Origin of the sequence: Enterovibrio calviensis DSM 14347, assembly GCF_000621165.1 — a bacterium.
GTDB lineage: Bacteria > Pseudomonadota > Gammaproteobacteria > Enterobacterales > Vibrionaceae > Enterovibrio > Enterovibrio calviensis.
The window spans coordinates 338,437-358,762 of record NZ_JHZA01000007.1 but is presented as its reverse complement, the minus strand read 5'-3'; the positions used below and the strand labels follow the sequence as shown (position 1 = coordinate 358,762).

19 protein-coding genes are annotated in these 20,326 nt (G+C 46.6%); 3 read left to right on the top strand and 16 right to left on the bottom strand.

What is annotated here, in order from left to right:
- Positions 1–200 precede the first annotated feature (200 nt).
- On the top strand, positions 201–1,163 hold the full coding sequence (locus Q365_RS0106470) for a tyrosine-type recombinase/integrase (RefSeq protein WP_028022579.1): 963 nt from the start codon (positions 201–203) through the stop codon (positions 1,161–1,163).
- Here the strand turns inward: Q365_RS0106470 and Q365_RS0106465 are convergent.
- Both Q365_RS0106465 and Q365_RS0106460 read right to left on the bottom strand, forming a co-directional pair.
- Complete coding sequence (locus tag Q365_RS0106465; RefSeq protein ID WP_028022578.1) at positions 1,160–2,161, bottom strand: D-alanine--D-alanine ligase; 1,002 nt, start codon at positions 2,159–2,161, stop codon at positions 1,160–1,162. The genes Q365_RS0106470 and Q365_RS0106465 overlap by 4 nt on opposite strands.
- Positions 2,162–2,427: 266 nt before the next feature.
- Positions 2,428–2,991: an SPOR domain-containing protein gene (locus Q365_RS0106460; protein ID WP_028022577.1), complete on the bottom strand. Its 564-nt coding sequence runs from the start codon at positions 2,989–2,991 to the stop codon at positions 2,428–2,430.
- Positions 2,992–3,246: 255 nt separating this feature from the next.
- Between Q365_RS0106460 and Q365_RS0106455 the strand changes: the two genes are divergently transcribed.
- Positions 3,247–5,928 (top strand): bifunctional acetate--CoA ligase family protein/GNAT family N-acetyltransferase, encoded by a 2,682-nt coding sequence (locus tag Q365_RS0106455; protein WP_028022576.1) that lies wholly within the window; start codon positions 3,247–3,249, stop codon positions 5,926–5,928.
- A 137-nt stretch (positions 5,929–6,065) separates the two neighbouring features.
- Here Q365_RS0106455 and Q365_RS0106450 read toward each other — a convergent pair whose 3' ends face one another.
- Positions 6,066–6,386 carry a Dabb family protein gene (locus Q365_RS0106450; RefSeq protein ID WP_028022575.1) on the bottom strand — a complete coding sequence of 107 codons (321 nt, stop codon included), beginning with the start codon at positions 6,384–6,386 and terminating at the stop codon, positions 6,066–6,068.
- Between the two features lie 50 nt (positions 6,387–6,436).
- Positions 6,437–7,327: a LysR family transcriptional regulator gene (locus tag Q365_RS0106445; protein ID WP_028022574.1), complete on the bottom strand. Its 891-nt coding sequence runs from the start codon at positions 7,325–7,327 to the stop codon at positions 6,437–6,439.
- A gap of 322 nt (positions 7,328–7,649) precedes the next feature.
- Here Q365_RS0106445 and Q365_RS0106440 point away from each other — a divergent pair, with 322 nt between their 5' ends.
- Positions 7,650–9,281, top strand: a complete 1,632-nt coding sequence (locus Q365_RS0106440) for a DUF2813 domain-containing protein (RefSeq protein WP_028022573.1) — start codon at positions 7,650–7,652, stop codon at positions 9,279–9,281.
- Between the two features lie 130 nt (positions 9,282–9,411).
- Here the strand turns inward: Q365_RS0106440 and Q365_RS0106435 are convergent, their stop codons facing one another.
- The 12 genes from Q365_RS0106435 to sbmA form a co-directional block, all read right to left on the bottom strand.
- Positions 9,412–9,927, bottom strand: coding sequence for a DUF3833 domain-containing protein (locus Q365_RS0106435; RefSeq protein WP_028022572.1), 516 nt, complete (start codon positions 9,925–9,927; stop codon positions 9,412–9,414).
- Between the two features lie 14 nt (positions 9,928–9,941).
- Positions 9,942–10,667, bottom strand: a complete 726-nt coding sequence (locus tag Q365_RS27135) for a chalcone isomerase family protein (protein ID WP_028022571.1) — start codon at positions 10,665–10,667, stop codon at positions 9,942–9,944.
- A complete protein-coding gene (locus tag Q365_RS0106425) occupies positions 10,631–11,149 on the bottom strand; it encodes a DUF2878 domain-containing protein (protein WP_028022570.1) in 519 nt (172 codons plus the stop codon). The genes Q365_RS27135 and Q365_RS0106425 overlap by 37 nt, the downstream gene beginning before the upstream one ends.
- An 81-nt stretch (positions 11,150–11,230) precedes the next feature.
- The gene (locus Q365_RS0106420) at positions 11,231–12,469 is read right to left on the bottom strand and encodes an SAM-dependent methyltransferase (RefSeq protein WP_028022569.1); all 1,239 of its coding nucleotides are present in this window, start codon (positions 12,467–12,469) and stop codon (positions 11,231–11,233) included.
- A 2-nt stretch (positions 12,470–12,471) separates the two neighbouring features.
- Entirely contained in the window at positions 12,472–13,209 is a 738-nt protein-coding gene (locus tag Q365_RS0106415; protein WP_028022568.1) for a DUF1365 domain-containing protein, read from the bottom strand.
- Positions 13,206–14,492, bottom strand: coding sequence for an NAD(P)/FAD-dependent oxidoreductase (locus Q365_RS0106410; protein WP_028022567.1), 1,287 nt, complete (start codon positions 14,490–14,492; stop codon positions 13,206–13,208). The genes Q365_RS0106415 and Q365_RS0106410 overlap by 4 nt, the downstream gene beginning before the upstream one ends.
- A complete protein-coding gene (locus Q365_RS0106405) occupies positions 14,489–15,220 on the bottom strand; it encodes an SDR family NAD(P)-dependent oxidoreductase (protein WP_028022566.1) in 732 nt (243 codons plus the stop codon). The genes Q365_RS0106410 and Q365_RS0106405 overlap by 4 nt, the downstream gene beginning before the upstream one ends.
- Positions 15,217–15,666: a nuclear transport factor 2 family protein gene (locus Q365_RS0106400; protein WP_028022565.1), complete on the bottom strand. Its 450-nt coding sequence runs from the start codon at positions 15,664–15,666 to the stop codon at positions 15,217–15,219. Before Q365_RS0106400 ends, Q365_RS0106405 begins: the two co-directional genes overlap by 4 nt.
- Positions 15,663–17,114: a deoxyribodipyrimidine photo-lyase gene (gene phrB, locus Q365_RS0106395; RefSeq protein WP_028022564.1), complete on the bottom strand. Its 1,452-nt coding sequence runs from the start codon at positions 17,112–17,114 to the stop codon at positions 15,663–15,665. The genes Q365_RS0106400 and phrB overlap by 4 nt, the downstream gene beginning before the upstream one ends.
- A 3-nt stretch (positions 17,115–17,117) precedes the next feature.
- Positions 17,118–17,957 (bottom strand): MerR family transcriptional regulator, encoded by an 840-nt coding sequence (locus Q365_RS0106390; RefSeq protein ID WP_028022563.1) that lies wholly within the window; start codon positions 17,955–17,957, stop codon positions 17,118–17,120.
- Entirely contained in the window at positions 17,947–18,906 is a 960-nt protein-coding gene (locus Q365_RS0106385) for a YbgA family protein (protein ID WP_028022562.1), read from the bottom strand. The genes Q365_RS0106390 and Q365_RS0106385 overlap by 11 nt, the downstream gene beginning before the upstream one ends.
- A gap of 151 nt (positions 18,907–19,057) precedes the next feature.
- Positions 19,058–20,065, bottom strand: a complete 1,008-nt coding sequence (gene sbmA / locus Q365_RS25515) for a peptide antibiotic transporter SbmA (protein ID WP_051563759.1) — start codon at positions 20,063–20,065, stop codon at positions 19,058–19,060.
- Between the last annotated feature and the right edge of the window lie 261 nt (positions 20,066–20,326).

Below are 20,326 nucleotides of genomic sequence, written 5' to 3'. Positions count from 1 at the left end.
TTGATCTACTAACACATGTAACAAATATGAGTTTCAATATGTAAATTAGACCAAGTTAACAGTTAGTGCCAAATATAGAGTATTGGTTTGACTAGAAAAACCAACAAGTGATAGGCAAGTTATGTGACAAAGTGCTTTCTTTCATCCTCCAGTTAATGGAATAATAGGAACACAATCTATAAGTTATAGTGCGTTATAATATGAAGAAGATAGAACCCATTTCAGACCCTGTTGCCGTCAAGCAAAGTATGCTGACTTTCAAGCACGGTGACGTTGGCTTAGACAGTTGGAAATCCCTCACTATGGGGTTGTACAGCCATAATTCCTTGCTGAGTTTTCAAAATGATTGGCATACGTTTTTGAGCTACTGCAAAGATGTTAACGTCTCTGCTCTGCCAGCCGCTGTAACGGCGGTTAGACGCTTCATCGAGCACTCTGCGAAAACACGAAAAGCATCAAGTATTAAGCGCTATATCATTACGATTTCACTGCTTCATAGAGTGCATAGCCTGCCCGATCCAACAAGGCATAGAGAAGTTCGATTTACACTCAATCGCCTTTACTCCGAAAAAGCTGATGACGCTGCTCAGGCTAATGCATTCCATTTGTCCCACCTAAATGCACTTCAACAGCAGCTTGGAAATAGTGACCGTTTAAAGGATATTCGAGACCTGCTTATTTGGACACTTTGCTTTGAAGGAATGCTTAAAAGAAGTGAACTCGCTGCGCTGTCTTATCATTCCGTGCTGAAAGAAGGCGATCTTTATCTATTGGTGGTCGATGGGCAGCGTATTGAGCTGAGCACCGAAGCTGCTGAATTGATTGACCGTTGGTTATTGGTATCCGGCATTATGGACGGCCCTCTTCTGCGTCGAATCAATAAACATCAACAACTGGGGGATGCCTCCATGGATCACTCTTCGATTTATCGCGTATTTAGACGGGCAGCAACGGAGCTTGGCATGGATGGCACGTTGACCTTTTCTGGGCAGTCACCAAGAGTGGGTGCGAGCGTCGATTTATCAGAGTCAGGGAAATCAATCAAAGAAATACAGCAACAAGGCAGATGGAAAAGCCCCGCGATGCCTGCTCAGTACGTGGGTAATCAGCAGGCAAAAGACGAGGCGATGGAAAAGTTCAAACGCAAGTTGGACAAAGATTAAGCTTGGTTAATCCCGGCTTGAATACAACTCGCAAGATAATCAGAAAACGTATGGCCATTGTGCTCCACCAATTTAGGGAACATGGAAATTGGCGTCATACCCGGGAAGGTATTGATTTCATTCAGTAGCACTTCACCGTCTGGCGTCAAGAAGAAATCAATGCGAGACAAGTCCTTAAGTTTAAGATGCACAAATGCTTTTTCAGCGTAGTCACGCATCTTGGCGATTTGCTCTTCCGTCAAATCATCAGGTTCTAGCGTGGTTAAGCTATGACTGGCTGAACTGTATTTTTCATCGTAAGTATAGAAAGTATCAGACGGGCATTGAATCTCACCCGGCGTGGTCACCATGACTTCACCATTATAGTGGTACGCGGCGATTTCAAGTTCTCTTGGTCTAACCGCTTTCTCTACCAATACTTGATTTGAATAAGTAAAGGCTTCAGCAATAACCTTCTTAATTTCGCTTTTGTCTGTCACTTTGAAGCAACCGACCGACGAACCCTGACAGGCTGCTTTAACGAAGATTGACCCCCAAAGATCAAACGCTTCTTTAGCCTTAGCAACACTTTCATCGTTGTTATCGGTTAAGAACACATACGGAGTGTTTGGAATACCAATCGCATCAAACCATAGCTTTGACGTGATTTTATTGAAACAGACCATGCTAGCCGAGGGATCGCAGCCCATATAAGGAAGCCCAGCCAGTTCTAGCAGAGATTGAATATCGCCGGTTTCACCAGGGTAGCCGTGAATACAAGGCACGACGTAATCAATCGCGATCGAATCTTTACCAATGGTAAGCGTTTTATCTAAATTCAGTCGACAAGCTTGACCTTCGCTTCCCTTCCATCCTTCATCTTTAGTCATTTCAACGCGAACAACGGATACTGAAGGCAGTAATTTAAGTTGAGATTCCAAATAATTCGCTGAAACCAGAGACACTTCGTGCTCGGCACTTCCGCCGCCACACAACAACAATACTTGAGTTGGGTTCATGACCATTCCTACTTCGCCCTGATATACGTTTCAGGGATAACATAATAAATTGCACAATCCGGTGCATCGCATGGAAGGTGAGATGCCTATAGTAGACAATCAGATGCACCCTTTCATCCAATCAAAATCAAATTTCCGTGTATTTATGTGTGTTCGCGCAAAAACCCGTCGCCATTGATTGCATTGCGTACAGTTTGAAAACCTTTTGGCTACTCCACATAAGAAAAAAGAGAGCTTACGCTCTCTTTTCTTGACGATTATCCAGCCTAGTTCAGCGGCTTCATTTCTGGGTGAGCCGACGATTTTATCGACGCCACCGAACGAATGAATGGACCAAATTGCTTAATATCGTTTGGTAATGCTTTTAATGCCTTTTGAGCATCGGCTTTCGAGCCAAAGTCACCGTATAACAAGGTATACCATGGCAAGCCATCAACCATCTTCTTGTTTGACCAAACTGGCTTATCCGACGGCAGTTTGTTCATGTACTCATTGAAGCCTTTGTTGTGACTCAATGCAATTACTTGAATGGTGTACTTCTGGCCACTCACAGCAGGTTTCTTCGTGGACATGGTTTTCACGGGCTTCTTAGCCGCGGGTTTTGACGTTTTATGCGCCATGACGGGCTTTTCTGCCATTGGCTTTTTAGCCGCAGGCTTGGGCATAGGCTTCTTGGAACTCATCTCAGTATTTTTAGCAGGAGCTGGGACAGACTGCGAAGAGGGAAATACAGCTTCCTCAGTGGACTGAGTTAAAATTTGAGTCGTGCTAGCACCACCAGCACAGCCGGCAAGCGCAAAGGTAAATGCAACAGAAAGGATTTTCTTCATGAATATTCTACTTTTAGGAGCCACTGACTTCTATTCTGAACGCTGCATCCCATTCATTCAACTTAAACGACACGCACTCTAATAAGTATCTGCCACGTGTCACACATCATTTTGTAGAAATGATCGATAAATCAAAAAATTGGCTTTTCATGAATGTCTTTTCGCTGCGGATCACAGGCAGACTCATAAGTCAGGATGCGGAAAAAGAAACACGATAAGATAAGCCATCACTGCTTGATGCCTCGGGAGATACAAATGTCCGGCCTAGATATGCTTTTCAAACCAAAATCAATCGCCGTTATAGGGGCGTCAGATACGCCAGGCCGAGCGGGTAACGTGATCATTCGTAATCTTCAGTCTGGAGGATTCAATGGCCCTATCATGCCCGTCACGCCAAAATATCAAGCCGTTGCCGGGATTCTTGCCTATTCAACGATTGACTCTCTTCCCCTTGTACCGGATATGGCAGTGCTATGTACGCAAGCAAACCGCAACAGTGAGTTGATTCGTCAACTTGGGGAGAAAGGCGTTAAAGTTGCCATTATTCTTGCGGCTGGAATGAAGAAATGCGAAGGCAATGACGGACGCACAGAGTTCGATATCATGCGTGAGATTGCCTCGCAATACGACATGCGTGTCATTGGCCCAAATAGCCTTGGCTTAATCCTACCTTGGCTCAACCTCAACGCTTCGTTCTCTCCGATTCCAGCTAACCGCGGAAATATCGCTTTTGTTTCTCAATCCGCTGCCGTTTGCACCACTATTCTGGATTGGGCCCGAAATCGTCGCATTGGTTTCTCGACCTTCATTTCACTGGGTGAAGCCAGCGACATTGATTTCCCTGAATTGCTTGATTATCTCAGCCGTGAAAGCAAAACCGATGCGATTCTGCTTTATATCGATAACATTCAAGATGCTCGGGCATTCATTTCTGCCGCACGAGCCGCATCCCGTAACCGCCGAGTCTTGGTGTTAAAAAGTGGACGAACGCCAGAAGGTGCCGCTGCGCTGCCGCATTTATCAGAAAGCTTACCGGGATTAGATGGGGCTTACGATGCTGCCATTCGACGCTCAGGTATGCTTCGCGTAAACACCACGCACGAATTATTCGCAGCGGTAGAAACACTCTCTCACTCAGTACCGCTGCGCGGTGAGCGTCTCGCCATCATCTCTAACGGCGGTGGGCCGGCTGTTATGGCCGTGGATACCTTGATGGAAATGGGCGGGAAATTAGCGGTATTAAGCGAAGACACCATTGGGAAGCTCAGCAAAGTGTTGCCCGTGAGTTGGTCGCAAGGAAACCCGTTAGACATTGTCGGCGATGCCGATATCGAACGTTACAAAAAGGCCACTGAAATCTTGCTTGAAAGCGATGAGGCTGACGCACTGTTGATCCTGCATTCCCCATCCGTCACCGCGCCCGGCTTAAAGACCGCGAAAGCGTTAGCGGAAATGCTCAAGAACAACCCTCGCGCCAAACGCTTCAATATCTTGACCAACTGGCAAGGGGAAAGTGATGACGCCACCGTCGCGCGCTTGGCCTTTGCCCATGCGGGCTTCCCAGCTTATCGCACCCCAGAAAGCGCCGTTACCGCCTTCATGCACTTGGTCGAATACCGTCGTAACCAAAAACAACTGATGGAAACCCCAACGTCGATTGGTCAAATAGATTATGACGTTGAAGCGGGTCGCGCCTTCATTCAACAAGCTTTGGATAGCCAAATCACGTCGTTAACAACGCATGAAGCACGACCGTTTCTGTCTAAGTACGGTATCAATGTTATGTCGACATGGTTGGCGGCCGATGCAGCAGAAGCGGCGCAAATCACAGAGCAAGTTGGCTACCCGGTTGCGGTTAAACTCCGCTCTCCTGACATTCCACATAAATCTGACGTTAATGGCGTAATGCTGGACCTCAACAATGCCACAGAAGTCGCTAACGCCGCACAGCTTATGCTCAACCGCGTATCACTGTCTTACCCAACAGCGCGAATCGAAGGCTTACAAATTCAAGCCATGGCAAACCGTGCAGGGTCACAGGAGCTTCGCGTCTGTGTTCGCCATGATCCCGTGTTTGGCCCTGTGATATTACTGGGTGAAGGTGGCAGTGAATGGAACGTCAACCGAGACGCCGCGGTCGCCATTCCGCCTTTGAACATGGCTCTGGCGCGTTACTTGGTGATTGGCGCATTAAAGGCTGGCAAACTAAGACAACGAGGCCACCCGTATAACATTGATGTTAACGCGCTTTGTCACTTTTTAGTGACACTGTCACAAATTGTCATTGATTACCCTGAAATAACAGGGCTAGATATTCATCCGTTGCTCGTGACGGGCGATAGCTTCACCGTATTGGATGCATCCATTGCGCTCTCAGCCTACGAAGGTGATGCAAGTACACGTCTCGCCATTCGCCCTTATCCAAAAGAATTGGAACAAAGGGCGACGCTAAAAGACGGACGTGAAATATTGCTGCGTCCTATCCTTCCTGAAGATGAACCCAACCATAAGTCCTTTGTTGAACGTGTCTCTGTTGAAGATCTCTACAAGCGCTTCTTCTCAGATGTGGGTGAGCTTAACCATGAAGCGCTCGCCAATTTAACCCAAATTGACTATGACCGTGAGATGGCCTTTGTTGCGGTTTATCGCGAAGAAGATGGCACTGATAACATTCTTGGCGTGGTACGCGCGTTAGCGAACCCTGGTCATACCGATGCGGAATTTGCCGTTCTCGTTCAGTCTGATCTGAAAGGCATGGGCTTAGGTCGAATCCTAATGGATAAAGTCATTGAGTATGGGCGTCAAAGTGGACTGAAACGCCTCAATGGCATGACCATGCCGTCCAATTCAGGAATGATCGCGTTGGCACAAAAGGTGGGATTTAGTATTGATGTCCAAATCCAAGATGGCATCGTCGATATGGACATGATGCTATAGCGTGATTGCATTTTTCGCGTTTTAAGCGAGTTATAATCACAAAAAAAGAGGCCAATGTTAGGCCTCTTTTTCTATTCATCTTTTGATAGACACAAGTTATCAAATGTCATTTTCTACAGAACAATCGCGAGCGGCGATCACCCTGTCTCTTGGTTGTCCTGCACGAGGGTATAATCAACCACAATGATATCTTCAATATGAGGGCCAAAGACTTCTTTTAAGGCATCATGTTCAGGGTCAACCAAGTATCGCTGACGCGCCGCTTCATCTTTTAGCGTCATAAAGATAATGTGCGTGAAACCTTGGTGCTTTCCTTCAGGGCTGTCATTCTCACCCCATTCAACTGCGACAACACCTTCAACGCGCTCGGTCATCGATTTGAACTCTTCTCGTATCTCGCCAAAATCGGCTTCATTCGATTCCGGTTTAAACTTCACTAGCAGTATGTGTCTAATCATGGTGCGTCCCAATTAACAATAGATATCCAATCAGTCTAATCTACGTTTTGTTAGGAAACAGGTTGAATCATTTTTAGTACTTTAGGCAAATGTCTGATCAGCCAGCTTTTCGCATTGCCCATACGATTGCGTTTCCACGCCATCACCCAATACAGTTGGTAGGCCTCGCTGCCTTCAATCACTTTCAAGCGCCCATTAGCAATGTCATCTTCAATCCACCATGAAGGCATGGTGCCAATGCCATATCCGTCAAGAATGGCGTGGTATTTTTCAGTCATGGAGCTAACGGTCAGCCTAGGTTGCTCATCCAATATATTGAAAGTGACAGCTTTGGCGCTTCTTGCGGTATCTGCGACCGAGATACTGCGATATAAACGGCGAGTTTCTACATCATAAGGACGAGCATGACCATGGATCGGGTGATCGGGCGAGGCAACCCAGTAACCATCAGACACCCCCAACTCCGTCATCTTGACATCCAATGGCACAGACTGAGGCTTAGGGCTGATCAGAATGTCTGCGCGGTCTTCACTCAGAGCTTCCCAAGCGCCAGCCAAAATTTCCTCTTGAAGGCGAACGCGAGTATTAGATTCGCGTCCCATTTGATCCACCAGCGGGAAAAACGGTCTCGCAGTGAGTAATCCATCAAACGCGATAGTGACGTCTAACTCCCAACCGTGGGCAAGAGATTTAGCATCAGCCACCATTTCATCAGCGGCATTCATGAGAATTCGGCCGCGCTCAAGAAGCAGTTTACCCGCATCGGTAAATGACGCTTTATGCCCCGAACGATCGAAGATCACCAAATCTAAATCTTGTTCTAGTTTTTGAACCTGATAGCTCAATGACGAAGGGGCCCGATTAAGAGAATCGGCAGCGGCTGCAAAACTCCCTTTACGGTCAATCGCATCAAGTATCTGCAACGCTTCGAAAGATAACATGGTGATAATCGTTCCTTTTATGTAATCACGTCCAATTTTATGTGTTGAGCATGCTCAAACCGCTACACGTTTGTGTACCTTAACAGTAGAAGACCCGACAAATAGGTTTAACTGTTCTTTATACACAAGAAACCTGAATGTTCAGGATTTTGCGAAACTCTTCAAGTCGCTTGGGTATACGCTATTTGATAAGCGATTCACTGAGGTTCAATCTGGCACAATCACTTGATAGAGAACAGAAATTTCTTTCTAATCATCAAATTCGTGATGAATACATCGTCAATGCGCCTTCATCTGTCTTAACCTTAAGAATGAGGTGGCTATGAAGTTAGATCGTATAGAAATATCTGGTTTTCGCGGTATCCGACGCCTTTCGCTCAGTCTTGATGAGGTGTCAGTACTCATTGGTGAGAATGCATGGGGTAAAAGCTCGTTGCTTGACGCCTTATCGCATTCGTTACCTTCATCGGGGCAACCCTATACCTTCACGCGTACAGATTTCCATATCGACCATACGCTTGGCAACGCGCAAACCAACCAAATTCAAATTATTCTGCGATGGACGGAAAGCTTTTCCGGTGAGCATCGGGCGCGGCGGTATCGACAATTTAGTCAGGTGTGGAATAAAACCAGTGATGACGGAATGCGCCAGCTCGACTATCACATCAACGCCATACACGATGACGGGAAAATCACCGTTACGCGAAACTTCCTTGATGAAACTGGCAGCATTATCGAAGTGGCTAACCATGAGCATCTTGCGCTGCAGCTGGCTCAGCTTCACCCTGTTATTCGCGTACAAGACGCAAGGCGATTACGAGATCAAGATTTGGCGCTTAATGGCAGTAAGACTCGCCTAGAAAAGCGATTAGAGAATACCGTTAAACGTTTACAACAGCGCCCCGGCCACGTGAACAAGGGAGAAGTCCGCAGTGGCATCAAAGCCATGCGCACGTTGCTTGATCACTATTTTGCCTTCGACAATCACAATCGCTCCCCCGCTGACATAGAGCCTGCGCGACACCTGAATATGCGGGCTAACTACATTCACCCTCTAGAGTTGGTCGCACGTAATACGTCAAATCAAAGCCGGTTAGTTCTCATGGGACTACTCAGTGCCTTTGTGCGTGCTAGAGGCCCTAAACAGCTTCGACCGAATGCTCGCCCCATTATTATTTTTGAAGACCCTGAGAGCCGACTTCACCCCACTTTACTTAATCAAGCTTGGCGTTTAATTGCTTTAATGCCAATGCAAAAGATCATCACTACCAACAGTGGCGATTTACTGTCTGCAGTCCCACTCACCAGCATCCGTCGGCTGGAACGAGGTTCTACGCAAACTGAGGCGTTTCAAGTCCCTAAAGACCGATTAAGCAAAGACGAGGAGCGACGCGTTTCTTTTCACGTGCGCTTTCATCGCCCCAGCGCATTGTTTGCGCGTTGTTGGCTATTGGTTGAAGGGGAAACGGAAGTTTGGCTATTTAGCGAACTGGCGAGGTTACAAGGCTATGACCTCTCAGCTGAAGGTGTGCAGCTTATTGAATTCGCGCAGAGTGGACTCAAACCGCTGGTCAAACTGGCGCAGGTGTTAGGCATCGAATGGCATCTCATTGCGGACGGCGATATGGCCGGCCAAAAGTACGCTTATACAGCCCGTAAGATGCTTAATGGCGACCAAGAAAAGCATCGCTTAACCGTGCTACCTGATCGTGATATCGAGCACTATCTCTTTCATCACGGCTACGAGCCTTTGTTTCGAGAGATGGCAAACATCGAAGGAAATACCCATATTGCGCCGAAGAAGGTCATTACCAAAGCATTGAAGAAGTACGCAAAGCCTGACGCCGCGCTTGCAATCATTGCCTATACCGAGGAGCATTTGGATGAAGACATTCCGCTCTTGCTGCGCTGGACATTGCAACGAGTGATCAGCATGGCGAGAGGATCAGGTTAAAGAGATTCGAACATCGAAAGATAAGAAGCAAAAAAACAGGATCATTCCTGCTTTTTTGGTTTGGTTTATTTGACGATGCCATTGACGTTAATCTTGGTGTTAAGCATCGATACCAATGTCTAGGATTGTTCTAGTCGTCCTGCTTTTCAAAGAAGATGGAAAGTCTCCCGACTTCAATGCCAAACTTTTTCATGGACGTCAGATTAAAGGCGCGCTTCTCATCTTGTCGGAACAACCAATCATCAAGTGTGAGTACATAGGTGCTATCGCCCACCTCAACACTCAGGTCATAAACCCAATTCAATGCGTTGCCTTGTTCGCTACCTGTCGCCATACCCACTACATCGCCAGCAGTGCCTTGGTAAGTGCCATCCTCTAGGCGAGTAATGGTCCATACGCGGTTTTGAAGCTCTCCATCATCAAACACGAAATCTTCATCCAGCGTGATGACGTTACCTTCAACTGTCCCGATAATATCGACTTCAAAACGTCGTGTTTGTTTTCCGGTATAGTCTTGAACCATCCCCCATGCTTTTACATCACCCTCGAAGTACTCGAACAGATTAAATGCAGGCGTTGTTGCTTTGTAATCATCAATGGAGCTTGAACAGCCAACAAGGGCTAAAAAAAATACCCCAATGGTCATGAGTTTTTTCACGCTTAGTTTCTCCCAATTAATGCCAAGCGAAGTGACGGATACGCAGTCTTAGGCGAAAGCCATATATCAGAAAAAGCGCGTGCCAATGACATATCTTCTAACGTGGCAAATGGTTGTAATTTTCCCTGTAATGGCTGATACACAAATTGGCCGCCTTTGTCGCTCAATACATAGATAAGGCGATCGCCTTCTTTCACGTCAGGCCACGCCCCTTTCATTTTCGGTAACCATTCATCAATTTGTGTCGCGCTGAACCCAAGGTGTTCCCATTGCTCTACCGTTGCATCGAGCAAGTCATCCGCATCAATATCCCTGCTGTACGTGATGACCAGAGCGAGAGGTAAAGCGTCATCGTCAGCGAATTTGCCTGAAGGTGTACGAAGTTCACTGTCGTAGACTTTCCAAAATCCCCAAGTCAGCGTCGCGGATCCCACCGTCTTCCACCATACCCAATCTTCTAACGAGGCGACGCTCGATGAGGCAGGGTCTGTCCCTTTAGTTACTGCTTGAGTTGCTTCAGATGCCTCAGTTGCTTCAGCTGTCATCGGCGATATCGCCGTCGACACCACAGCGTTTGTCGGACTATTAACGCTGGGTTGTGGTGTCATGAGTGCGTTGACAGAAAAAGACATTGCAGCCAATGCACCAAACAAGGTGTACTTCAGATTCGCGCTCGACAGAAACGAAAAGGCTATTTTTTGATTGTTGCCGTGTTTGAAGGCCACCATGTTTTCCCCTTCAGATGAAAGAATTTAAGCAGGAATAAAAACGCGATACTGTAAACCGCCCAGGCGACAGCAATAATCGCGGCGCTCGTCCAATACGTTAAGCCAAAGGCCACCGCCTCAAAGCGCTCTCCCGCAAGGTAACTAGCAGCGCCGCCGAGCGAACCAGCGACAATGAGCAACAGCGGGTTTTTATCCAACAGCCAATCTTTAAGTAACCAAACATATGCCCCGAAACCCGCCCACAGCAAACACAACCAAAGTGGCAGAAATGCGGTGTCAAAGTTCAAGATTTGGTTATGCATCAATACGCTATCGCCAGCGATACCGATCAACGCAAAGAGAGGAATCGCGATGATGACACCGCGATCAATAAACATGGCGCCAATCAACGCCAAGACAAGAAAAGGAAGAAAGCTGTTTTGCCCAACCACGGCTGCAAACCAAAATAGATTGAAAGCCAGTGAAACTAAAATGACACGCATTACCTTCCCCTAATCATTCAATACGTCACGATACAAGTGGTGAACTCATTGCGGCGTTATACGAAAACCGCAAACAGAGACTTAATCACGCCACTCTGGACGACTTAGCACCAACTGCACCGTGCTGATGGTTCTCTCGCGAAACCCTCCTTCGCAATAACAGAAGTAATAGCGCCACAGACGAGAGAAACGTTCGTCGTAGCCAAGCTCTGCCAGTTCGGCCTGTTTCTCATTAAAGCGCTCGTGCCAGTCTTGTAAGGTACGCGCATAATCCAAGCCAATGTCTTTCAGGTCACGAACCACCAAGTCACTCTCGCGCGTGAAGTGATCAAGCAACACGTTCACAGAAGGCAGGAAACCGCCGGGGAAAATGTGCTTTTGAATGAAATCAACATTGCTGCTGTAGTAGTCGTAACGCTGGTCAGCAATGGTAATGGCTTGAATGGCCATCAAACCATCGGGTTTGAGCAATGACTGGCATTTTTTGATGTAGGTAGTCAGGAATTCCTTGCCTACGGCTTCTATCATCTCGATAGATACGAGCTTGTCGTATTGCCCTTCAAGGTCGCGATAATCTTTTTTAAGTAAGGTGATGCTGTCAGACAGCCCTTCTTGCTCGACACGACTTTTCGCCCACTCATATTGTTCATTTGAAATCGTGGTCGTCGTGACTTTACAGCCATAGTGCTTCGCAGCATGTATTGCCATACCGCCCCAACCTGTCCCAATCTCAACAAGGTGATCGGTCGGTTTGAGGTTCAGCTGTCGACAAAGCCTGTCCATTTTCTCGAACTGCGCAGCTTCTAACGTATCGGTTTCATTCTCGTAGATAGCCGCGGAATACAGCATTTCCTGATCAAGGAATCGCTCGTACAGGTCATTACCCAGATCGTAATGGGCGGAAATGTTAGTGCGAGAGTTTTCCTTGGTATTTCGATTCTTCCAGTGCGCAATTTTTTGAGCGATCGTCGCGATCCATCCCACTTTGCTTTCTAAACGATCCAATGCAGGAAGGTTTCGACACACGGCGCGAATAACATTGGTCAGATCCGGCGAATCCCACCAACCATCAACATAAGCTTCTGATGCAGCAATACTGCCACCGCTTAGCACGCGGTGATAAAAACCAGGGTGACGAACGATAATCTCAGCATGCAATTCGGCGTTCATATCGCCAAGTTGTTGAGTTTGTCCGTCGTAATCCACCAAGGTTAACGCGACACCTTCAATGTGCCCGAACGTTTTTAAAAGCATGCTGCGTGCAAACGTATCTTTGCGGGTAATAGGCAATGCGGTTGCGGCGATTTCACTAGAATACATAGTCACTCCTTTGCCTGTGCGGGATGGTTATAAAGTGGCGCGCCTTTAATCCAAAGCTTCAACGCTTGCCAATAGATAGAGGCAACCACTTTTACGGTCATCACGGGCGTTTTAACAATAAGTTTGGTCAGCTCAGCGGAAGAAAAAGGTTTCTTCGTCATGGCTAGCGTGGCATCGAACTCGCGGTCATCTCTGTGTGTTTCAAGATGAATAAACGCCGTTTTGTTCAAGGGACGCAATTTCCAAACGTACTTTTGTTCAATAGGGTTAAAGGGAGAAACGTGGAAAGCCTTATCGTTCTCCCAGTTTTTACCGGCTGGAATCGCGTAATAGTGACGCTGATTCCAAGGCGTATTGCTCACTTCTGCAAGCATGTATCGCCAGTTACCGTCTTCGTCATACAGGTAGTAAAAATTGACTGGGCTAAAATACACACCGAAATAGCGCAAATGGCATAGCGCCAACACTTTCCCGTTATGACGTTCTCCCGTCAGTTCAAATACCTTGTCTTGGACGGCTTGTTTTGTATCTGTACGACCTTGCAGATAATCGGGACGATGAAACGTGGCAACGCCCCACTTTCTCAGTGAAAACCCTCTCACGTTTTTCGCAAGTGATTCCACTTCGTCTAAATCAATCAATGGCATGAACATCGGGTATGTGAATCGATGCTCAACGGGCGTAAAGCGCCGATGACGAACACTGCCAACATACAAGCCACTGAGCGATTCCGTGCTCATGAAGCGCTCCTCAAAGGGATCGGCATGGAATGGATGCTCTTGACGACATCCAATGCGCTTCGAACGCCGTCTTCATGGAAACCGTTGTACCAGTAAGCACCACAGAACCAGCTATTGTTATCTCCAGAAATCTGAGCGCGTTTTTGTTGCGCATCGATACATTTCTGGTCAAACACTGGGTGGGCATAGACGAATTGACGCAAGATCTTGCTAGGGTCGATGTTGTCTGACTGGTTCAAGGTGACACAAAACGTTTCCGGCGAATCAATCCCCTGCAGAATGTTCATGTTGTAAGTCAGTGCAGCCGGTCTCTCTTCACGGCCTGTGCCTTCACCGAGGTGATAATTCCAGCTCGCCCATGCAGCTTTACGACGAGGAAGTAGTCGCGTGTCGGTATGTAAAACAACGTCGTTGTCTTGATAATCAATGGCGCCCAATATCGCGGTTTCATCTTGTGTTGGCTGTTGTAACAAGGCCAAGGCTTGGTCGCTATGACAAGCGAAAATCACCTGATCAAATACTTCTTCGCCATCTTCAGTCACCACGACAACGTGGTTTGCTGAACGCTCGACATGTTTGATTTTAGCGTTGAGCGTAATACGGTCTTCAAACGCCGGGATCATCTTGCGAACATACTCTCGTGAACCTCCAGGAATGACATACCATTGCGGGCGATTAGTAACGTCAAGCAAGCCGTGGTTTTGGAAGAAACGCAGGAAGAACTTGAGCGGGAAAGCGCGCATGTCTGACAACGTTGAAGACCAAATCGCCGCGCCCATCGGCAGAATATAGTTCTGACAGAAATACTCGCTGAAGTGGCGTCGGGTAAGAAAATCACCGAGTGTCTGCTCAATCAGCGGGTCGCCATGCGTTGAGATGCTGTATGCCTCTCGCGCTTCTTTGTTAAAGCGCAAGATTTCAGAGATAAATTTGTAGAACTTTGGATTCAAAAAATTACGCTTCTGAGCGAACAGTGAAGCAACGCTATGACCATTGTATTCAAGGCCATTGTCTTCGTTGCGAACGCTAAAGCTCATTTCAGAATCTTGCGCGCCCATGCCAATGTCTTTCATGAGGTTTTGAAAGTTAGGATACGTGCGGTCATTGAAAACGATAAAACCCGTATCAATGGCGTACTGACCAGACTCGACTTCTACATCGACAGTCGCGGTGTGCCCACCGACGTAGCCATTCGCTTCAAACAACGTAATATCGTGCTCTTTGTGCAAGTAATGCGCACACGTTAAGCCTGAAATGCCAGAACCGATAATTGCTATTTTCATTGTGCATCCCTTGTCATTTTTCTTACTAGCGCCAATTGAAATGCCATAGGCAAAGAGGAAATCAGTTTGAGGAAAAAACTAAACTTTTTCGGGAAGTGAACTTCTGCTTTCTTTTTCTCCAACCCTTCTCGAATAGCCAGCGACGCTTCTTCTGGGGTAATCAGCATGGGCATCGGGAAATCGTTCTTGTCGGTCAGCGGTGTCTTCACAAAACCCGGAGAAACAAGTGACACCGTCACGCCTTTCGATTCTAAATCAACAGAGAGCGAGCGTGCTAGATAAGAAACCGCCGCCTTTGATGCACCATAAGCTTCCGCTCGTGGCAAACCTAAGTAGGCAGCGGTCGAGCCCATCAGGGCTAAATGCGTTTGACTGGAAAACGTCGACTGGAGCGCTTGAATGCAGTTGAGTAACCCAAAGAAATTAATATCAAAAACACGCTTAAACATGCTCACATCAATCACACCGTGATCGACGTATTCGCACGTGCCCGCGTTAAGGATAATCAGGTCACAAGGTGCGCCTATTGTCCCCAAAGCACGCTGTGTTTCTTCCTCGTTGGTGGCGTCGAAGCCCAAGATGGTGACAGTGTCACGATCTTCAGCCCACCTTGAGAGTTGTTCTATATTTCGGCCACAGGCAACAACATGCCAACCTGCGCCTTCATAGTCTTTCGCCAGTTGTAAACCAATCCCTGACGTCGCACCGGTTATCAATACACGCTTCATTGGCCCAACCTTTTCTTAATCATTTTCACTGCAGAACCAAGCACCGGTAATGCTTCATACAGCATTTCGCCAAGGTCAAAGTAATCACGATGAAGGACTACTCGACCTTCTTTAAGGACCAAACGCGTACAGCCATTGACCTCTCGTTCCGCGCCACCGGACAACTTAGGATGAGACAGACTCATCGTCCAACTGATGAAAGCAACATCACCGTTAATTGCCTGTTCGTGAATATCAAATCGACAGTCGTTCACGTTGGTATACATCACTTCAAAATAACGCGATAAATTGTCATAGCCTTCGATGCGATGTGCAGGATCCTCAAACACAACATCTTGGCTATATATCGTGTTCAACGTTGATAAGTTATCTTTGCTGAGCGATGTATAAATCGATATAAATCGCTCTAGCGTGTCATGCTGGGGATTGGCGGCAGTTTGCATCATGATTCGGCCCTTTTCGTATTCTGTTGGGACTTAGCAATTTCAAACATTGAAATTGCCGTCTCGCGTGCGGCCTTGTGATCAACAATCGGACGCGGGTAAGCTAAATCAATTCCTTGCTTCTCTGCCCACCGATAAGGTTCGTGTAGTGCATTGTCCGGAACTGATTCTAATTCTTTCAACCATCTACGGATAAAACGCACATTAGGATCAAACCGTTTGCTCTGCGCTGTGGGATTAAAAACACGAAAATAGGGCTGGGCATCCGTGCCTACAGAAGCAGACCATTGCCACCCACCATTGTTGGCGCCGAAATCACCATCAATGAGCTTGTTCATGAAGTACTTTTCGCCCCAACGCCAATCAAGGTGCAAATCTTTCACGAGGAAGCTGGCAACAATCATTCTCAACCGGTTATGCATCCACCCTGTTTCGTTGAGCTGACGCATAGCAGCATCCACGATGGGAAAGCCAGTTCTCCCCTGCTTCCAACGTTCAAACTGCAACTCATCTTGGCTCCATGTAATCGAATCCGTCCATGCTTGAAAGCTGTGTCCTTTACTGATTTCCGGATAAGACGCCACGATGTGCTGATAGAACTCTCTCCAAATAAGCTCAGAAAGCCACACACTCGCCCCGCTGCTATTCATATCTATGCAGTCCGGACATTCTGTCAGCAATCTGGCTATACATTGTCGAGGTGAAAGCGCGCCAATCGCGAGATACGGTGATAGCTGGCTAGTGGCAGGAATAGCGGGGAAATCACGAGAGGCTTCATATTGGTCAACACGATAACGGCAGAAATCTCTGAGTCGTTGAATGATGGCGTTGTCGTCGACAGGCCAACCCACTGAGTCTGTTTGAGGGTAGGCAAATTCAATGCTGCCTTGTTGCTTAAATAACGCGTTAACCAAGGCATTGGTTGCCACAGGTGATGGTGTGGTCACCGGCGTGATATTTCCTCGGCGATAATGCTCAAGCCATGCTTTTTTAAATGGCGTAAACACGCGGTAAATTGTTCCTGCACCCGTTGTGATGCTGCCCGGCGCAAACACACATTTATAATCAAACATGTTCATTTTGGTGCTAGTGAGACTGAGCAAGCCCGCAATGGAATTATCACGACTCACTTCATCAACTTCGTAATCGCGAACACAGTAGATATCAGAAATTTGATATTGCTGGCAGAGTTCAGCCAGAGACGGATTAATGTCGCTAAACACTGGAACCCGTTTAAACAAAAGTGGAATATTTAACTTCTCAAGATCTTGCTGCAATACTTGTAGACGACGACGGATGAGATCAGCTTGGATGGGTGCCATACCATGAGATTGCCACTGAACAGGCGTTTCATAGTAAATCGCCATCACTGGCTCTCCACTTTCACACGCCTTTGAAAGCGCAATATTGTCTTTCACCCGCAAGTCTCGTCTAAACCATACTAATTTCATTGTCTACGCTCCCAAGTTGTCAGTTGATGGCGCAGCAGCTGAGCCAATCAAATCAGGATGAATGAGGCGACATTGACCCACCAAATCAGTCTCAAGAACTGCGTTTTCAAGTACTTCTTCAATGTCACGACGAAGCGGAGCAGAGAAGGACTGGTCGGAGTAAATCACTAATTTTTCGATTTTTTTCTCTGAAAGTGTCTTGAATAGCAACAACATTCCTGACTCCATGCCCTCTAAAACCGTGACGTTGTAACCTTCACCTTGAAGTTTCAACGCTTCGATGTACACAAGACACGTTTCATCACCGAACATAGACACTAACCAACAGCTCTTTTTCGTGTGTACTTTGTGGTTGTTGTGAAAACGATGAATCAGCACATTGCTTAACTGCGTTTGCCAAAAATCGCTGCACAATTTCGCCACTTCGCTATTTTGATGTTCGAATCCTTCGCTCAATGGTTTCAGAACCGTCGCGCTAAGTGTTTTAATCGGGTAGTTCCGAGTGAGATCTGCTAGCAAACTATGAACGGCTTTTGAATCGAAGCGTGTAATGGCATCTTTAAGGGCGATCAACTCAGGGACTCGTTGTGACTCACTAGACTCAGCAATCTCTTTTTTACCTAACAGGGTTTTCACTTGGCTTACGGCAACACCTTTTTCTAACCAAGAAAGGATTTCTTTAATAAGCAAGACATCTTGATCTGAATACAAACGGTGCCCTTTGGGTGTGCGCTGGGGCTTCAACAACCCATAACGCCTTTGCCATGCTCTTAACGTCACAGTGTTAACACCCGTGCGTTCTGACACATCACCGATCGACAAGTGCGCCTGACTAGAGTCCATAACGCAGCCTTAGCGTTTCAGGATAAGGATTGAGGTAGCTCTGCTGACGCAGATAATCATCAGGATGTTGTTGAAGGTGGTGGTTAATTAGCGTCAACGGCACCAGAAGCGGCATGATCCCTTTGCGGTAAGAATGAATAAGCTCTGCTAATTCTTCTTTCTCTGTCTTGTCCAAATCACGCTTGAAGTAGCCTTGCAGGTGCATTAACACATTAGTGTTATTTTTACGGCTAGCGCGATTGGCAATGGCTTGCATGAAGCGCGTGCGATATTCAACGTAAAACTCGTCTAGATCGTACTCGGCGATCTTAGCAACAAACTTACCGAGCGATTTATACTCCATTGGGCAGTGGGCCATCAGCACGAGCTTATAGCGGGAGTGGAACTCGACAATGGCACGGCGAGTCACACCATCAGCCATGCAATCGTAGAAATCTCTTAGCGCAAAAATTCTAAAAACAAAATTTTCGCGAAGTACTGGGTCATGAAGTCTTCCATCTTCTTCAATTGGTAACCAAGGCATGCGAGCAATAAGCTGCTGGGTGTACAAACCAACGCCGTTTTTCTCTGCCGCAACGTATCCATTTTCTTGATATACCTTGACGCGTTCCATGCCACAGGTCGGAGATTTCGCACAGACCACGTACCCACACAAATCCATACTTGCAAGATGATCAACTTTCTTGCGGCTGAATGCTGTCATTTTATCGGTGTAGTCTGCATCCGGATTTTTCGTCTCTACCAGTCGAACACCAATCTCATCACCACGATCTAGAAGGCGAATGGTTGGACGCGGCACAGACATACCGATACCGACTTCGGGACAAACGGGAACAAATTCAAGGTAAGGTGAAAGCTCTTCACAAATGAAGTGGTTGCGTTTATGGCCGCTATCAAAGCGGACCTTATCTCCGATGACACATGCGCTAACGCCCAATTTGATTTTCATGATTGCATCCTTGTTGTACACGTTTACTTATTTGTACAACAGAAGGAGGAAAAAGGATCATGAATTGTACAAAATAATTTTTTTGTACAACAAATAACAAGGGCTCGTCACACAAATGATATGACGAGCCCATGATATGTCATACGGTAAATTATTGATTATGTGCGATATTTTGTTCTTTCGCGATGGCAATATCAATTTGCACTTCAAAGGCTTTTAGGCGTTTGTAGATCGACATTAGCTCGACAATCGTGCTCCACGAGTGAACAAGAAATTGGAAAGAATCTTCAACTTTACCGAAGGCACGAAGAATTTGCTGCAGTACACCGAGGGTAATCGCACCGGATACAATGGTCGGTCCCATAAAGATATACGGCATGATCACGGTGTACTGAATGTATGACCATTTGGCGACGTCGAAATACAGATAGTGGCGGTAGAGGTTGAAGTAGTTACGACGTACGTTAACAAAAAGCTCTTTCACCGTTTCAGGTTCGGCGCGAGATTCATGGTCTTCCCCAAGTACCAACTCTTTTCGATAGGCCGCTTCTACTTTCTGGTTCTTAAACTCCAAGCCCGGCAGTTTAATCCCCACGACGGCGAGCAACACGGTACCCAAAATGGCGGACAAAATGGCTAAATAAACGAGTGAATGCTCAACCGGCCCGATCCAAGGAAGCTCTGTCACGTTTTTGCTCAAGGTCCAAAGGATGGGCAAGAAAGCCACCAGCGTCATTAACGAACGCATGAACGACACGCCCAAGCCTTCTACAATACGAGCAAACCGCATCGTATCTTCTTGCACCCGCTGCGATGCCCCTTCGATATGACGAATTTTGCTCCAATTCGACATGTAATAGTTGTTCATCGCCGTACGCCACCGGAACACGTAATGACGAACAAAAAACTCTAAAATAACGGCAATAATGATATAGAGGGAAACAATGTTGAAAAACTCTAGACAGGCGGCGAGAAACTCGTCGAACTCAACGGCATTTGGCGTGGTCAGTGCTTTTTGTACAAGGTTATAGAAAGAACCAAACCATTCGTTAACTTCAACATCTATTTCTACTTTGTACCATGTGACATACAGGATCAGTGCAGTGCCTAAAATAGACCAATGAAACCAGCGTCTATCGAGAAAAAAAGATTTAAACATGAACACACATCCTTAATATTTGTGCATTTAACTCTGAGTGCTTAAAACCCTAGCAACTTCAAACTTGGTGTACGCTCCATAATGGTGTTTCTTGACTGCCTCAGCGAAACGAAAAGACGATTTGATTCAGCATTCAGTAGACCATTTTTCCTTTTGGTTATTTCAAGTCTAGTCGTATAAATCCTCTTTTACTCGAAGTAAATGACATTATCTTATTGATTAATCTATCAAAAAACAGGAGGATTTCAATTGAATTTATCG

Excerpts from the sequence above, each read along its gene's own strand:
- Q365_RS0106470 (WP_028022579.1), top strand. The coding sequence starts at position 201 with ATGAAGAAGATAGAACCCATTTCAGACCCTGTTGCCGTCAAGCAAAGT.
- Q365_RS0106465 (WP_028022578.1), bottom strand. The coding sequence starts at position 2,161 with ATGAACCCAACTCAAGTATTGTTGTTGTGTGGCGGCGGAAGTGCCGAG.
- Q365_RS0106460 (WP_028022577.1), bottom strand. The coding sequence starts at position 2,991 with ATGAAGAAAATCCTTTCTGTTGCATTTACCTTTGCGCTTGCCGGCTGT.
- Q365_RS0106455 (WP_028022576.1), top strand. The coding sequence starts at position 3,247 with ATGTCCGGCCTAGATATGCTTTTCAAACCAAAATCAATCGCCGTTATA.
- Q365_RS0106450 (WP_028022575.1), bottom strand. The coding sequence starts at position 6,386 with ATGATTAGACACATACTGCTAGTGAAGTTTAAACCGGAATCGAATGAA.
- Q365_RS0106445 (WP_028022574.1), bottom strand. The coding sequence starts at position 7,327 with ATGTTATCTTTCGAAGCGTTGCAGATACTTGATGCGATTGACCGTAAA.
- Q365_RS0106440 (WP_028022573.1), top strand. The coding sequence starts at position 7,650 with ATGAAGTTAGATCGTATAGAAATATCTGGTTTTCGCGGTATCCGACGC.
- Q365_RS0106435 (WP_028022572.1), bottom strand. The coding sequence starts at position 9,927 with ATGACCATTGGGGTATTTTTTTTAGCCCTTGTTGGCTGTTCAAGCTCC.
- Q365_RS27135 (WP_028022571.1), bottom strand. The coding sequence starts at position 10,667 with ATGGTGGCCTTCAAACACGGCAACAATCAAAAAATAGCCTTTTCGTTT.
- Q365_RS0106425 (WP_028022570.1), bottom strand. The coding sequence starts at position 11,149 with ATGCGTGTCATTTTAGTTTCACTGGCTTTCAATCTATTTTGGTTTGCA.
- Q365_RS0106420 (WP_028022569.1), bottom strand. The coding sequence starts at position 12,469 with ATGTATTCTAGTGAAATCGCCGCAACCGCATTGCCTATTACCCGCAAA.
- Q365_RS0106415 (WP_028022568.1), bottom strand. The coding sequence starts at position 13,209 with ATGAGCACGGAATCGCTCAGTGGCTTGTATGTTGGCAGTGTTCGTCAT.
- Q365_RS0106410 (WP_028022567.1), bottom strand. The coding sequence starts at position 14,492 with ATGAAAATAGCAATTATCGGTTCTGGCATTTCAGGCTTAACGTGTGCG.
- Q365_RS0106405 (WP_028022566.1), bottom strand. The coding sequence starts at position 15,220 with ATGAAGCGTGTATTGATAACCGGTGCGACGTCAGGGATTGGTTTACAA.
- Q365_RS0106400 (WP_028022565.1), bottom strand. The coding sequence starts at position 15,666 with ATGATGCAAACTGCCGCCAATCCCCAGCATGACACGCTAGAGCGATTT.
- phrB (WP_028022564.1), bottom strand. The coding sequence starts at position 17,114 with ATGAAATTAGTATGGTTTAGACGAGACTTGCGGGTGAAAGACAATATT.
- Q365_RS0106390 (WP_028022563.1), bottom strand. The coding sequence starts at position 17,957 with ATGGACTCTAGTCAGGCGCACTTGTCGATCGGTGATGTGTCAGAACGC.
- Q365_RS0106385 (WP_028022562.1), bottom strand. The coding sequence starts at position 18,906 with ATGAAAATCAAATTGGGCGTTAGCGCATGTGTCATCGGAGATAAGGTC.
- sbmA (WP_051563759.1), bottom strand. The coding sequence starts at position 20,065 with ATGTTTAAATCTTTTTTTCTCGATAGACGCTGGTTTCATTGGTCTATT.